Below are 14,345 nucleotides of genomic sequence, written 5' to 3'. Positions count from 1 at the left end.
AAAGGCCGCCGTGCGAGGTCAGGGTCTCGCACGGCGGCCGTGGTCACGCGGGGTCCTACGCGGGCTCGAACTCCTTGACGGCGTCGAGGGCGGCGCCCATGGCGGCGTTGCCCTCACGTTCGATCATGATCTCCACCAGGACCGGGCGGCTGGTGCGCTCGGCCTCCTTGCGGGCCCATTCGAGGGACGTCCGGATCTCCGCCGGCTCGTGCACGCGGGTGCCCGAGCAGCCGTAGGCCTCCATGATCTTGACGTTGTCCGTGCCGTTCGAGTCGTAGTGGATGTCGACCTCGAAGTTCATGTCGTACCCGGTCTCGGCCTGGCGGATCAGGCCGAGGTACTCGTTGTTGAGCATGATCAGCACGAACCCGACGTTGTACTGGGCGGCCACCGCCAGCTCCTCGACCAGGAACTGGAACGAGTAGTCGCCGACCACGCCGACGACTTCGGCCTCCGGACGCGCCTTCTTCACCCCGATCGCGGCCGGGATCTCCCAGCCGAGCGGGCCGGCCTGGCCGCACACCTGGTAATGACGCGGCTTGTGCGCCTTCTGGAACTGGCCCGACCAGATCTGGTAGAGCCCGATCGCGGTGACGAAGTAGGTGTCCTCACCGAAGGTTTCGTTGATCTCCTTGAAGACCCGCGGCGCCTTGATCGGCAGGGCGTCGAAGTCGTCACGCCGGGGAAGCGCTTCCTTCAGCTCCGCGATCCGGCCCACCCACTCACGACGCGGCTCCGGCGAGCGCTTCTCCAAAGCGGCCAGCAGCGCGTCGAGGAACTCGCGCGTGTCCGAGACGATCCCGAGGTCGGGACCGAACACCTTGCCCAGCTGGGTGGGTTCGATGTCGACGTGGATGAACTTCCGGTCACCCCGGTACACCGACAGCTCACCGGTGTGCCGGTCGCCGAACCGCGCGCCCAGCGCCAGCACCAGGTCAGCCTCCAGGAAGGCGGCGTTGGCCCAGCGCTGCGACGTCTGGATGCCGGCCATCCCGGCGAACAGCTCGTGGTCCTCGGGGAAGCTGCCTTTGCCCATCAGGGTGACCTGGACCGGCACGTCCAAGCGCTCGGCCGCGGCGCGCAGCTGCTCGCTCGCCTCGCCCAGGACGACCCCGCCACCGGCCAGGATCAGCGGGCGCTCCGCGGCCAGGAGCATGTCGAGGGCCCGCTCGACGCGGGCCGACGCGGGCTTCACCGCAGTCACCGGCAGCGGCGAGTCGATCGAAGAGTCCCACTCGATGTCCTGCTTCTGGACGTCGATCGGCAGGTCGATGAGCACCGGGCCGGGGCGGCCGGACCGGGCGATCCGGAACGCCTCACGGAAGATCCACGGCAGCTGCGCGGCCTCCTTGACCTGCACCGCCCACTTCGTCACCGGCTTGGCGATCTCGACGATGTCGACGGCTTGGAAGGCTTCCTGGTGCAGCTTGTTCGTCGCCGCCTGGCCGGTGATGCAGATCATCGGGATCGAGTCCGCGTGCGCGGTGTAGAGCCCGGTGATCATGTTCGTCCCGGCCGGGCCGGACGTGCCGATCGCGACGCCGACGCTCCCGTTCGTCCGCGCCCAGCCGTCGGCCATGTGCGTTGCGCCCTCTTCGTGGCGGACGATCAGGTGCTCGATCGCCCGGCCTTGTAGGGCGTTATACAGCGGGAGGATCGCGGCGCCGGGGCAGCCGAAGACGGTGTCGACGCCTTCGCTCTCCAAGACGTCGACGACCGCTTGCATGGCGGGGATCCTGGGCATGTCACACCTCCGCCGGGACGCGGCCCGACAACTGTTCGACGACCTTCAGCAAGGCCGAGTGGTCCAGGGAGCCGTGGCCCATGGCGCGGCCGGCGGCGACGAGCTGGGCGACGAGCCCGGTGAGCGGGAGCGCGACGTCGGCCTGCCGGGCGGCGGCCAGCGCGATCCCCATGTCCTTGTGGTGCAGGTCGATCCGGAACCCGGGCGCGAACTGGCGGTCGACCATGGACTTGCGCTTAAGCTCGAGGATCCGGCTGCCGGCCAGTCCCCCGGCGAGCACGTCGAGGCCCGTGGCAGCGTCCACACCGGACGCTTCCAGCAGCACGATCGCCTCGGAGACGAGGCCGTAGATGCCGCCCACGACGAGCTGGTTCGCGGCCTTCACCACCTGGCCGGCGCCGTGCGGGCCGACGTGCACGATGGTCTTGCCGACCGCGTCGAACACCGGCTTCGCGGCGTCGAAGTCGGGCGCGTCGCCGCCGACCATGATGGACAGTGACGCCTGTTCGGCGCCGGCCTGCCCGCCGGACACCGGAGCGTCGAGGACACGGATCTTCTTGTCCCGCGCGGCTTCCGCGACCGCGATCGACGTCTCGGGCCGGATGGTGCTCATGTCGATCAGCAGCGTGCCCGGTTCCGCACTCTCCAGCACGCCACCCGGGGCCAGCACGACGGCCTCGACCTGCGGGTGGTTCGGCAGCATCGTGATCACGACTGCCGCCCCGGCCACCGCGTCGGCGACGTCCGCCGCGGCACGCCCACCGGCGGCCTGCAGCTTCTCCCCCGCGGCGGTGGTGACGTCGAAGCCGCTCACGTCGTGCCCGGCCGCGACCAGGTGCGCGGCCATCGGGGCGCCCATCACGCCCAGTCCGATGAATCCCAGTTTCATGCTCGTCCCCTTCGGGTGATCGGCAGCCAGTCCAGCGAGGCGAGGGTGTCGGGTTCCGGGACGTACTCGATCCCGACGAACCCGTCGTAGCCCGCGTTCTGCAGCTTGAGGAGGTGACCGTCGAGGTCGACGGTCCCGGTGCCGGGCTGGTGGCGCCCGGGTGCGTCGGCGATCTGCACGTGCCCGATCCGGGAGATGTACGTGGTCGCCAGGGCTTCCAGGTCGTCGCCGTTGACTGCCAGGTGGTAAAGGTCGGCCAGCAGCCGCACGTTGTCGCGCCCGAGGTCGTCGAGCACGGCCACGGCGTCCGCGGCGGTCTTGAGCGGGTAGCGGTCGGCGCCGGAGAGCGGTTCGAGGACCAGCTGCGCGCCAATCTTCGCCGCGGCCTCGGCGGCCGTCGCGAGGTGCACCAGCGCCAGGTCGTCCTGCTTGGCGGGGTCCTCGCCGTCGAGCCGGTTGCCGTAGAGCGCGTTGAAGCTGCGGCAACCGGTGCGTTCGGCGATGCCGAGCGCGACGACCAGGCTGTCGGCGAACTCGGCTTCGCGGCCGATCCACGAGACCAGGCCCCGCTCCCCCGCCGCCATGTCGCCGGCGTAGAAGTTCAGCCCGCACAGCCGGACCCCGGCCTGCTCGACGCTGCGCACGAAGCCGTCGACCTCGTCCTGCGCCGGCACCGCGACCTCGAACGGCCACCAGTACTCGACATCGGTGAAGCCTGCCGCGCGCGCCGCCCCCGCCCGCTCGAGCAGCGGTACCTCCTTGAACAGGATCGACAGGTTGGCGACGTACGGCAGGGTGTGCCCCTCTTCTGGCATCGCGACCTCAAATTTCACTATCCGGAATTTTTCTTTCGCATATCGAGAATAGCTGCTGGGCGTCGCCGCGGTCAACGGTCCGCTGCCCCGATAACCTGGCGCTGCCCTCCCCGGCTGCCGAAAGGACAAGACCGTGCGCGTCGTCATCGACGGGAAGGCCATCCGGTCGGAGGCGGACCTCCACGACCAGCTGGCCGGCCCCCTCGACTTCGGGCCGTATTACGGCCGGAACCTCAACGCGCTCTGGGACCGGCTGTACCGGGACGTCGAACGGCCGGTCGAGCTGGTCTGGGCGGATGCCGCGGTCAGCGAGGAGCACCTCGGCGCGGAACTGTTCGCGACGATCGCCAAGCTGATGACGGACGTCATGGCCGGCGACGCCGAGCACCCGGCGGAGAACCGGTTCACCGTCCGCTTCGCCTGATCATTCGCCTACGACCTCCGGCGTAGCGCCTACGCCGTGAGTCGCACCGGCGGCGCGTCAAGATCGCCCTTCAGCCGGTCGATCCGGCCCTCGTCCCGGCCTACCTTCGGCCGCGACGAAGGGAGTCAGATGATCGAGGCACGTGCGGTGTCCAAGCGCTACGGCGGGCGGACCGCGGTGGACGGGGCGACGTTCACCGTCGTTCCCGGTGCGGTGACCGGGTTCCTCGGGCCCAACGGGGCCGGGAAGTCCACCACGATCCGGATGATCATGGGCCTCGACGCGCCCACGTCCGGCTCGGTGACGGTCAACGGCAAGGCGTACGCCCACCATCCGGCGCCACTGCGGGAAGTGGGCGCGCTGCTCGAAGCCAAGGCGATCCACCCGGGACGGTCGGCCTACCACCACCTGCTCGCGCTGGCGCTCACCACGGGGATTCCGCGCCGGCGCGTCGAGGAGGTGCTCGACCTGGTCGGCCTGACCGGCGTCGCGCACCAGCGGGCGGGCGGGTTCTCACTCGGCATGGGACAACGGCTCGGCATGGCCGCGGCCCTGCTCGGCGACCCGGCCACGCTGATCCTCGACGAACCGGTCAACGGCCTGGACCCGCAAGGCATCCTGTGGATCCGCACGCTGCTGCGCCGGCTCGCCGCCGAAGGGCGCACCGTGTTCGTTTCCTCGCACCTGATGAGCGAGATGGCGCTGACCGCCGACCACCTCGTGGTGATCGGGCGCGGCCGGGTCATCGCCGAGACCTCGGTGCGCGAGTTCATCAGCCGCGCCTCGGCCGACGTCGTCCGGGTCCGCACGCCTCGCGCGGCCGAACTGCGCGAGCTGCTCACCGGTCCCGGGATCGACGTCACCAGCACCGCGCCCGGGCTCCTGGAGGTGCACGGCGTCGGCAGCGCCGAGGTCGGCCTGCTCGCCTGCCGCCACCACATCCCGCTCGAGGAGCTCGCGCCCGTCGAGGCGTCGCTCGAAGAGGCGTTCATGGAGCTCACCGACGACGCGCTGGAGTACCGCGTCCACGAAACCGAAGGACACCCCGCATGACAACCGCGACCCCGGCCGGTGTCACCTTCCCGCGGGTGATGGCCTCGGAATGGGTGAAGTTCCGCTCGCTGCAGTCCACACCGATCACCGTCACCACCGCCCTCGTCGGCATGATCGGCCTCGGCTGGCTCACCTGTGCGCTCAACGCGGACCGCTGGCCGGTGATGACCGCGCAGAGCCGCGCCCGCCTCGAACCGACGGCCCTGAGCATCCAGGGTTACGTCCTGGTCCAGCTGGCGTTCGGGGTGCTGGGCGTGCTCGTGGTCTCCGGCGAGTACACCACCGGGCAGATCCGCTCGACGTTCTCCGCCGTCCCCACCCGCACACCGGTGCTCGAGGCGAAGGCGGCCGTGTTCGCGGCGGTCACGTTCGTCGTGGGCGAGGTCGCCGCGTTCGCGGCCTTCCTCGGCGGCCAGGCTTTCCTGTCCTCCCAAGACATCGAGACGAGCCTGGCCGAACCCGGCGTCTTCCGCGCGGTCGCCGGGGCCGGGCTCTACCTGACCGGCATCGGGCTGCTCGGCATCGCGCTCGGCTGGCTGGTCCGGCACACCGCCGGCGCCATCGCGGCGCTCGTCTTCCTGGTCATGATCGTGCCGGGCCTGGCCGGTGTGCTCCCGGAGAGCTGGATCCCGCACGTCGTGCCGTACCTGCCCAGCAACGCCGGGCAGGCGCTGATCACGGTGCGGCCGTCGGCGCTCAGCCTGGCGCCCTGGACCGGTTTTGCGTGGTTCTGCGGTTACGTCGTCGTCGCGCTCGTCGTGGCCGCCGTTGTGCTGAAGCGGCGGGATGCCTGAAACCGTCCCTCCACGGCCGCCGGGAGGAGATGATGGGCGGGTGACCGACGCCTCCCTCGACCCCGGGTTCCGCTCCGCGTGGCCGGGCACCGGGCCGCTGCGCGCGTGGGCGCGGCGGCACCCGGCGCCCGCCGACCTCTTGCTGGCCTGCTCCCTGCTCGGCCTGGCGCTGGTGGTCGGCGTCCAAGGCGCGGAGCCCGGCGGGCCCTGGCTCGTCGTCATCGCGGTCCTGCTGCTCGGGGTGCTGGCCGTGCGGCGGCGGTTCCCCCTGATGGTCCTGGCCGCCACCACCGCGATCGGGGTGGCGCAGGACCTCTCCGGGCCGCAGTTCCCACCGACCACGGTCGCCGTGCTGGTCGCCGGGTACACCGTCGCCGCGCACCGCGACCGGCACCGCGTCCCGGCGGCGGTCGTGACGGTCCTCGCCCTCACCGCGGGCGGGATCAGCGGGAGCACGGGGTGGGCGATGGTCGTCGCCGGGCTGGTGTTCAGCACCGCGATCGTCACCGCGGCCTTCGCCCTCGGGGTCACCGTGCGGACCCGCCGGGCGTACTTGGCGTCCCTGCACGACCGGGCGGTGCGGGCCGAGCGGGAACGCGACCAGGAGAGCCAGATCGCGGCCGCGCGGGAACGGGCTCGCATCGCCCGCGAGATGCACGACATCATCGCGCACAACCTCTCGGTCATGATCGCGCTCGCCGACGGCGCCGCGTTCGCCGCCCGTACCGACGGCGCCCAGGCGGAGGCGGCCGCGAAGCACGTCTCGGCGACGGGACGGCAGGCGCTGGACGAAATGCACCGCCTGCTCACCGTGCTGCGGAGCAACGGCGACGACAGCCCGCGCGCGCCGCAGCCCGGTGTCGCCGCCCTCGACGAACTGGTCAACCAGGTCCGGGCGACCGGGCTGCCCGCGTCGTGGACGGTGACCGGCCGTCGGTTCCCGCTGCCGCCGACTGTCGAGCTGGCGATCTACCGCGTCGCCCAGGAGGCGCTCACCAACATCCTCAAGCACGCCGTCGCCCCGACGTCGGCGAAGCTCCACCTCACCTACGACGAGCCATCGGTGACGCTGGAGGTGCTCGACGACGGACGCCCGGCTCCGGTCCCCGTCACCAGCGGCGGGCACGGGCTCAGCGGGATGCGGGAACGGGCCGGCGTCGCCGGCGGTGACGTCGAAGCCGGACCACGGGCCGGCGGCGGCTGGCGGGTGCTGGGGACGTTCGGGGGCGGCGCGTGATCACCATCCTGCTCGTCGACGACGAACCGTTGCTGCGCCTGGGGTTCCGGCTGGTCCTGGAGTCCCAGCCGGACCTGACCGTGATCGGCGAGGCCGCCGACGGCGCCGCGGCCGTCACCCGCACCGCCGAGCTCGACCCCGACGTCGTGCTGATGGACGTGCGGATGCCCGGCGTGGACGGCATCACCGCGACCCGCGAGATCGTGCGCGGCTCGCCTCGCTCGCGGGTGCTCATCCTGACCACGTTCGACGTCGACGAATACGCCTTCCCCGGGCTGAAGGCGGGAGCCAGCGGGTTCCTGCTGAAGAACGTGCCACCCGACGACCTGCTGACGGCGATCCGCGCGGTCGCCCGCGGTGACGCCGTGGTGGCGCCGACCGTCACCCGCCGCCTGCTGGACACGGTGGCCGACCGGCTGCCCGACCCCACGCCGGACGGCGGTCCCCCGACCGCCCGCGGCCTGCACCGGCTCACCGAACGCGAACTCGAGGTGCTCGAGAAGGTGGCCGCGGGTCTGTCCAACGCGGAGATCGCGGGTGAGCTGGTGCTGTCCGAAGCCACCGTGAAGACGCACGTGGGGCGCATCCTCGGCAAGCTGGAGCTGCGCGACCGGGTCCAAGCCGTGGTCCTGGCCTACGAAACCGGCTTGGTCCGGCCGCGCTGACCTAGGCCTTCTTCTCGACGTGCTGCCAGCCGAAGCGGCCCTTGATGCACAGGTTCCCGTGGGTCACCGAGCTTTCGTGCGGTGAAGTCACCTTGACGATCTCGTTGTCCTGGACGTGCAGGGTCAGGTTGCAGCCGACACCGCAGAACGTGCACACCGTGGTCGTCTGCTTCTGCCGGTCCTCGTCCCAGGTGCCGTCCTCGCGCTTGTCGTACTCGCGCTTGAAGCTGAGCGCGCCGGTCGGGCAGACCTCGACGCAGTTGCCGCAGTACACGCAGGCGCTCTCCGGCAGTGGGTTGGAGAATTCCGTCGAGATCCGCGCGTCGAACCCACGGCCGGCCACGGTGATGGCGAACGAGTTCTGCCACTGCTCACCGCACGCGTCGACGCACTTGTAACAGAGGATGCATTTCTCGTAGTCGCGGACGTACAGCTCGTTGTCCACCAGGACCGGTTGCGCCACCGTGGCCGCGTCCGGGCCGAAGCGGTCCGGGTCCGCGCCGCTTTCCGCCATCCACTCCGCGACGTCCGGGGTGGTCGACAGGTCCGTCGCCGAGCCCAGCAGCTCGAGGACGACTTTGCGGCTGGTTCGCGTGCGCGCGGAGTCGGTGTGCACGACCATGCCCGCCTCGGCCTTGCGCGAGCACGATGGCACCAGCGTCCGCGAGCCTTCGACCTCGACCATGCAGACGCGGCAGGCGTTCGCCGGTTCCAGGGTGTCGCCGTAACACAACGTCGGAATGGCTTTCCCCGCCGCCGTGCACGCGTCGAGGATCGTCGCGCCCTCCGGTACCCGGACGGTCTCGCCGTCCACAGTGAACTCGACCAGCCGCCGCGGGATCCCGATGTCCACAATGGTCATTTCAGCGCTCCCAGTCGGTCGACCGCCGATTCGATGGCGTTCCAAGCGGTCTGGCCCAGGCCGCAGATCGACGAGTCCCGCATCACCTGGCCCACCTCCCGCAGGATCGCGAGGTCGCCTTCGCCGGTCGACAGGCGGCGGCCCGCGACGATCCGGCCCACCGCCTCCTCCTGCCGCACCGTCCCGATCCGGCACGGGACGCACTGCCCGCACGACTCGTCGCGGAAGAACGACGCGATCCGCAGCAGGAAGCCGCCGAGGTCGGCGAGGTCGTCGAGCACCAGGACCACCCCGGACCCCAGCGTCGTCTTCGCCGCCCGCGCGTCCTCCATCGTCAGCGGCAGGTCGAGCTCGTCGGGCCGGACGAACCCGCCCGCCGCGCCGCCGAGCAGGATCGCCCGCATCTCGCGGCCTTCGGGCACTCCCCCGGCCAAGGAGAGGAGTTCCCGCAGGGTCGTGCCGAACGGCACTTCGTAAACCCCGGGCCGTTCGACGTTGCCGGACAGGCAGAACAGCTTCGGCCCGGCCGAGGCCTCGGTGCCGATCGCGCGGTACGCCGCCGCGCCCTCGGTGAGGATCAGCGGCACGTTCACCAGCGTCTCGACGTTGTTGACGACGGTCGGCTTGCCGAACAGCCCCTGCTCGACCGGGAACGGCGGCTTCGTGCGGGGTTCGCCGCGGAAGCCCTCGATCGAGTTGAAGATCGCGGTCTCCTCACCGCAGATGTACGCGCCCGCACCACGCCGGATCTCGATGTCGAACGAGAATCCCTCGTGGCCCATGATGTCCACCCCGAGGAACCCGCGTTCGCGGCAGACCTCCAACGCGTTCCGCAGCAGCCGCAGGGCTCGCGGGTACTCGCCACGCAGGTAGACGTAACCCCGGCGGGCCCCGATCGCGAACGCCGCGATCGTCATCGACTCGACCAGCGCGTACGGGTCACCCTCGATCAGCACCCGGTCCTTGAACGTGCCGGGCTCGCTCTCGTCGGCGTTGCACACCAGGTAGTGGGGCCCGGCGGGCTGCGCGGCCGTGGCGGCCCACTTGCGCCCGGTCGGGAACGCGGCGCCGCCCCGGCCGAGCAACCCGGCGTCGGTGACCTCGCGGATCACCGCGGCCTCGCCCATGCGCAGGGCGTTGCGCAGCGCGGCGTACCCGCCGGTCGCCCGGTAGTCGTCCAAACTGGACGGATCCACGACGCCGACGCGATGCAGGAGCCGCAGCCCCTCCTGCTGATGGATCACCGGCGCGGTGCCGTCCGAAGCGGACGGTTCCCGCTGCGCGGCCAGCACGGCGGACGCACCGGTCGCCGGCGCGAGCAGCTCGGTGCTGGCCGGGTCGCCGGCCTGGAACGTCAGCGCCGCGGGGGCTCGTTCGCAGACGCCGAGGCACGGGCTGTGCAACCACGTGACCCCGGCGCGCGCCTTCCCCGCGGCGCCGACGTGCTCGGTGAGGACGTCGCACACGGTGTCCGAGCCCTTGAGCCGGCAGGCCAGGTCGGTGCACACGTGCACCACCCGTTCCGGCCGCTCCTCCAGGGCGAACAGCGAGTAGAAGCTCGCCACGCCGTACGCGTCGGCGGGCGGGACGTGCAGCGTCTCGCAGACGAGGTTGAGCGCGCCCTGGCTGATCCAGCCGACCCGGTCGTTGACCGCGTGCAACGCGGGCAGCAGCTGGTCACGGCCGCCACCGGCGAACCCCGCGACCGCCTCGCGCTCTTCCCGCGTGGCGACGGCGTCCAGGAACTTGAGGTCCATCGTCACACCACCGCGTCCGCGGGCAGCTTGTCGACGCGGATGGCCGATGCCTTGTACTCCGCGGTTCCCGCGATCGGGCAGGTCGCCTCGATGGTGATGATGTTGACGTCGACCTCGTCCGGGAAGTGGAAGGTCATGAACGCCAGCCCCGGCTTCAGGCCGGTGTCGAGCCGGACCGGCGCCACGATCGCGCCCCGGCGGGAGGAGATCCGGACCAGCTCGTCCGGCGCGACGCCGAGGGCGCGCGCGTCCTCCGGGCACAGGTCGAGGGTCTCACCCTGGCGCATCGGCGACGGGAACCCGCCGGACTGGACGCCGGTGTTGTACGAGTCGAGCCGCCGCCCGGTGGTGAGCCGGATCGGGAACTCCTCGGTGAGCAGGTCGACCGGCGGGCTGTGCTCGAGCACGGTGAACGGCGCCGGGCGGCCGCGCTCGGCCGGGTCCTCGGCCCACAGCCGGCCGTGCAGGAACGTCGGTTCGAGGGTGTCCTCGGAGTAGCACGGCCACTGGATGCCGCCGAGCTCTTCGAGCCGCGAGTAGGACATCCCGGCGTGCATCGGCGACAGCGAGCGCAGCTCGTCCCAGACCTCTTCGCCGCCGGTGTAGTGCCAGTCGTGGCCGAGCCGCCGGGCCAGCTCCGACAGCAGCTCGATGTCGTCGCGGGCTCCTTCCGGCGGTTCGAGGGCCTTGCGGACACGCTGCACGCGCCGTTCGGAGTTGGTGAACGTCCCGTCGCTCTCGCACCAGGCCGCCGACGCCGGCAGCACGACGTCGGCCAGCTGCGCGGTCTTGGTGAGGAAGATGTCCTGCACCACCAGGTGGTCCACATTGGACAGCCGCTTGATCGTGTGCTCGCAGTCCGCTTCGGACTGCACCGGGTTCTCGCCGATGATGTACACGCAGGTGAGGTCGCCGCGCTCCATCGCGTCGAGCATCTGCGTGAGGTTGAGGCCCTTGAACGGCGGGATCGACGAGCCCCACGCGGTGTCGAACTTCGCGCGGACGCCGGGGTCGAGGACGTCCTGGAAGCCCGGCATCCGGTCCGGGATGGCGCCCATGTCGCCGCCGCCCTGGACGTTGTTCTGCCCGCGCAGGGGGTTCAGCCCGGCGCCGTACCGGCCGACCTGCCCGGCCAGCAGCGCGAGGTTGATCAGCGACAGCACGTTGTCGGTGCCGTTGTGGTGCTCGGTGATGCCGAGCGTCCACGACATCTGCCCGCGGTCGGCGCGGGCGTAGGCGTGCGCGAGCTCCTTGATCAGCTCGGCCGGGACGCCGGTGGTCTTCTCGGCGACCTCCAGGGTCCACGGCTCGACCGACGCGGCGAACTCGGCGAAGCCCTCGGTGGCACGCTCGATGAACTTCGTGTTCGCCAGTCCGGAGTGGATGATCTCGCGGGCGATCGCGTGGGCCAGCGGGATGTCGGTGCCGACCTCGAGCTGCAGCTGCCGGTGCGCCCAGCTCCCGGTGCTGGTCCGGCGCGGGTCGACGACGAAGAGCTTCGCTCCCTTGTGGACCGCCTTGAGCACGTGGTGGAAGAAGATCGGGTGCGCCTCACGCGGGTTGCCGCCCCAGATCACGATGACGTCGGAGTCCTCGATCTCCTGGTAGGACGACGTCCCGCCGCCGCTGTCGAACACCCGCGCCAGCCCGGCGACGCTCGGCGCGTGGCAGGTGCGGTTGCACGAGTCGACGTTGTTCGTGCCGATCACCGCGCGGGTGAACTTCTGCGCGACGAAGTTCATCTCGTTGGTCGCGCGGGCGCACGAGAACATCCCGAACGCCTCGGGTCCCTTCGTTTCGAGCGTGCGGCGGATCCCGGCGGCGGCCCGGTCGAGGGCTTCCTCCCAGGTCGCCGGCCGCAGCACACCGGAGTCGCGCACCAGTGGCTGGGTGAGCCGCACGTACGGCTCGGTCTTCCTGCGCTTCACGGGCACCTCCGGTTTTCAGTGCGATCCGACGGGGACGGGTGTGCTGCTGGTGTGGTCGAGCAGGCCGATGGCGGCGTGCACGTGGCGGAGCGCCGGCGCCGGGACGCCGGTCAGCTGCGCGAGCTCGACGACCGCGCCGATGATGGCGTCGATCTCGAGGGGCTTGCCCGCTTCGAGGTCCTGCAGCATGGACGTCTTGTGGTGGCCGACCCGCCAGGCGCCGTCTATGCGCTTCTCCACCGAGACGCCCGGGTCGCTGCCCGCCGCCCGGGCGATGGCCAGCGTCTCGGTCATCATGGTGGCGACGAGAGCGCGGGTGTCGTCGTGCTCGCACATCTGCGCCATGGTCGCCCGGGTCAGCGCCGAGAGCGGGTTGAAGGCGACGTTGCCCATCAGCTTGACCCAGATGTCGTTGCGCAGGTCGGGTTCGACCGGCGCCTTGAGCCCGCCGGCGATCATCGCGGCGCTGAGCACCTTGCAGCGCGCCGAGATCTCGCCGTCCGGCTCGCCCAGGGAGAACCGGGTGCCCTCCAGGTGGCGGATCACTCCGGGTTCCTCGATCACGGTGGAGCAGTAGACGACACAGCCGATCGCGCGCCGCAGTTCGAGCGCGGCCGTCACCGAGCCGCCCGGGTCGACGGTCTCGACGCGGCGCCCTTCGAGCGGGTGTCCGGTCAGCCCGTGGAAGTACCACCAGGGAATGCCGTTCTGCGCGGCCACGATCGCGGTGTCCGGGCCGAGCAGCGGCGCGAGCAGGGGCCCGCACGAGGCGTAGGAGTTGGCCTTCAGGCCGAGGAAGACGGAGTCGACCGGGCCGACTTCGGCCGGGTCGTCCGTGACGTGCGGGTGTGCGGTGAAGTCGCCGCGCGGGCTGAGCACGCGGACGCCGTGCTCGCGCATCGCGGCGAGGTGGGCCCGGCGGGCGATCAGGTGCACCTCGGTCCCGCCGCGGTGCAACGCGGCCCCGACGTAGGCGCCGATCGCCCCGGCCCCGAGAACAGCCACCTTCATGATGTGCCTCCCACTTCGGTCCAGCACGTGATTGCATACAGTATCCTGGATCCGGAGCCAAGACCAGGGCTTCGGGGCCGCGACCGCCCGACCGGCGGAGCCGAGCCCGACAAACCGGACACAAGCGGTCACATCACTCGCAGATCGTTGATCCACATCGGGCGAAAACGCCTGGGCGGGTGAGTATCTGGGATTTTGCATACCAAAACCTGTATCCTGAGCGCAGCACGTCTTCTTCCTCTCCGTATCGAGGTGTCCCGTGAGCCAGCCCGCTTCCCCGCTCCAAGACCGCGGCCCGACCGGGCGCCGCACGGCCAAGGGCGCGCTCGGCTCGACCCCCGCCAAGCGTGTCGAACGGCCGGCCCCGCTGCGCCAGGTCGTCTACGAAGCCCTCGCCGAGCTGATCATCAACCGCACCCTCGAGCCCGGGCAGCACCTGGTCGAAGCCGACCTGGCCGAGTACCTCGGTGTCAGCCGGCAGCCGGTCCGCGAAGCCCTGCAGCGACTGCAGAGCGAAGGCTGGGTCGACCTCCGGCCCGCCCAGGGCGCCTTTGTGCACCTGCCGACCGACGAGGAGGCCGACCAGCTGCTGAGCGTCCGCAGCGTGCTGGAGACGCACTCCGCGAAGCTCGCCGCCGGCCGGGCCACCCCGGAGGACGTCAAGCGGCTCTGGGACCTGCAGAAGGTCGGTGTCAAGGCGCTGGAGACCGAAGACACCGAAGGCCTGGTGAAGGCCAACGCCGCCCTCCACGCGTTCATCACCGAGCTTTCCGGGAACGCCGTTCTCGCGGAACTGATCGGGCTGGTCGACCGGCGCGTCCGCTGGTACTACACGCCGATCGCCCGGCCCCGCGGACAGGACGCCTGGCACGAGCACGAGGAACTGATCACCGCGATCGCCATGGAGGACGCGGAGCTGGCCGAGAAGATCATGGCCAAGCACACCGAACGGACCCGCCAGGCCTACCTCGAACGTCCGGAGGCTCCCCGATCCTGATTTGGGCAGGACCGGGGAGCGGGTAACCGGATCAGCCGTCGGCCGTGGCCGATGGCCGCGGCCCCCCCGCGGGTTGGGGGCGCTGGTGGCGCGGCCGGGCCGGGGGGGGCAGGGACAGCCTCACCCCCCCGGCCCGGCGGGCGCGTCACCCCCCGAGGGCGGACGCCGC

13 protein-coding genes are annotated in these 14,345 nt (G+C 71.1%); 6 read left to right on the top strand and 7 right to left on the bottom strand.

Annotated features, from left to right (window positions below):
- Window positions 1-55: 55 nt before the first annotated feature.
- From gcl to ACIA5G_RS38140, 3 genes are read right to left on the bottom strand one after another with little or no spacing between them, the layout of a single operon-like run.
- Window positions 56-1,744 (bottom strand): glyoxylate carboligase, encoded by a 1,689-nt coding sequence (gene gcl / locus ACIA5G_RS38150; RefSeq protein WP_395932331.1) that lies wholly within the window; start codon window positions 1,742-1,744, stop codon window positions 56-58.
- A 1-nt stretch (window position 1,745) separates the two neighbouring features.
- Window positions 1,746-2,633, bottom strand: coding sequence for a 2-hydroxy-3-oxopropionate reductase (locus ACIA5G_RS38145; protein ID WP_395932329.1), 888 nt, complete (start codon window positions 2,631-2,633; stop codon window positions 1,746-1,748).
- Window positions 2,630-3,448 carry a hydroxypyruvate isomerase family protein gene (locus ACIA5G_RS38140; RefSeq protein WP_395932327.1) on the bottom strand — a complete coding sequence of 273 codons (819 nt, stop codon included), beginning with the start codon at window positions 3,446-3,448 and terminating at the stop codon, window positions 2,630-2,632. The genes ACIA5G_RS38145 and ACIA5G_RS38140 overlap by 4 nt, the downstream gene beginning before the upstream one ends.
- A gap of 133 nt (window positions 3,449-3,581) precedes the next feature.
- Here ACIA5G_RS38140 and ACIA5G_RS38135 point away from each other — a divergent pair, with 133 nt between their 5' ends.
- The 5 genes from ACIA5G_RS38135 (at window position 3,582) to ACIA5G_RS38115 (ending at window position 7,621) form a co-directional block, all read left to right on the top strand.
- A complete protein-coding gene (locus ACIA5G_RS38135) occupies window positions 3,582-3,872 on the top strand; it encodes a barstar family protein (RefSeq protein WP_395932325.1) in 291 nt (96 codons plus the stop codon).
- A gap of 129 nt (window positions 3,873-4,001) precedes the next feature.
- Window positions 4,002-4,925 (top strand): ABC transporter ATP-binding protein, encoded by a 924-nt coding sequence (locus tag ACIA5G_RS38130; RefSeq protein ID WP_395932323.1) that lies wholly within the window; start codon window positions 4,002-4,004, stop codon window positions 4,923-4,925.
- Window positions 4,922-5,719 carry an ABC transporter permease gene (locus ACIA5G_RS38125; RefSeq protein ID WP_395932321.1) on the top strand — a complete coding sequence of 266 codons (798 nt, stop codon included), beginning with the start codon at window positions 4,922-4,924 and terminating at the stop codon, window positions 5,717-5,719. The genes ACIA5G_RS38130 and ACIA5G_RS38125 overlap by 4 nt, the downstream gene beginning before the upstream one ends.
- Window positions 5,720-5,759: 40 nt before the next feature.
- Window positions 5,760-6,956: a sensor histidine kinase gene (locus ACIA5G_RS38120; RefSeq protein ID WP_395932319.1), complete on the top strand. Its 1,197-nt coding sequence runs from the start codon at window positions 5,760-5,762 to the stop codon at window positions 6,954-6,956.
- Window positions 6,953-7,621 carry a response regulator gene (locus ACIA5G_RS38115; RefSeq protein WP_395932317.1) on the top strand — a complete coding sequence of 223 codons (669 nt, stop codon included), beginning with the start codon at window positions 6,953-6,955 and terminating at the stop codon, window positions 7,619-7,621. The genes ACIA5G_RS38120 and ACIA5G_RS38115 overlap by 4 nt, the downstream gene beginning before the upstream one ends.
- A 1-nt stretch (window position 7,622) precedes the next feature.
- Here ACIA5G_RS38115 and ACIA5G_RS38110 read toward each other — a convergent pair whose 3' ends face one another.
- From ACIA5G_RS38110 to ACIA5G_RS38095, 4 genes are read right to left on the bottom strand one after another with little or no spacing between them, the layout of a single operon-like run.
- Entirely contained in the window at window positions 7,623-8,483 is an 861-nt protein-coding gene (locus ACIA5G_RS38110; RefSeq protein ID WP_395932315.1) for a 2Fe-2S iron-sulfur cluster-binding protein, read from the bottom strand.
- Window positions 8,480-10,240 (bottom strand): NAD(P)H-dependent oxidoreductase subunit E, encoded by a 1,761-nt coding sequence (locus tag ACIA5G_RS38105; RefSeq protein WP_395932313.1) that lies wholly within the window; start codon window positions 10,238-10,240, stop codon window positions 8,480-8,482. The genes ACIA5G_RS38110 and ACIA5G_RS38105 overlap by 4 nt, the downstream gene beginning before the upstream one ends.
- A 2-nt stretch (window positions 10,241-10,242) precedes the next feature.
- Window positions 10,243-12,168 (bottom strand): molybdopterin oxidoreductase family protein, encoded by a 1,926-nt coding sequence (locus ACIA5G_RS38100; protein WP_395932312.1) that lies wholly within the window; start codon window positions 12,166-12,168, stop codon window positions 10,243-10,245.
- Between the two features lie 15 nt (window positions 12,169-12,183).
- Complete coding sequence (locus ACIA5G_RS38095) at window positions 12,184-13,179, bottom strand: 2-dehydropantoate 2-reductase (protein ID WP_395932311.1); 996 nt, start codon at window positions 13,177-13,179, stop codon at window positions 12,184-12,186.
- Window positions 13,180-13,438: 259 nt separating this feature from the next.
- Here ACIA5G_RS38095 and ACIA5G_RS38090 point away from each other — a divergent pair, with 259 nt between their 5' ends.
- A complete protein-coding gene (locus ACIA5G_RS38090) occupies window positions 13,439-14,176 on the top strand; it encodes a GntR family transcriptional regulator (RefSeq protein WP_395932310.1) in 738 nt (245 codons plus the stop codon).
- The last annotated feature ends 169 nt before the right edge of the window (window positions 14,177-14,345 follow it).

The sequence above is a fragment of the Amycolatopsis sp. NPDC051758 genome (assembly GCF_044453095.1).
Taxonomy (GTDB): Bacteria; Actinomycetota; Actinomycetes; order Mycobacteriales; family Pseudonocardiaceae; genus Amycolatopsis.
This window is presented reverse-complemented; position numbering and strand designations above follow the sequence as displayed.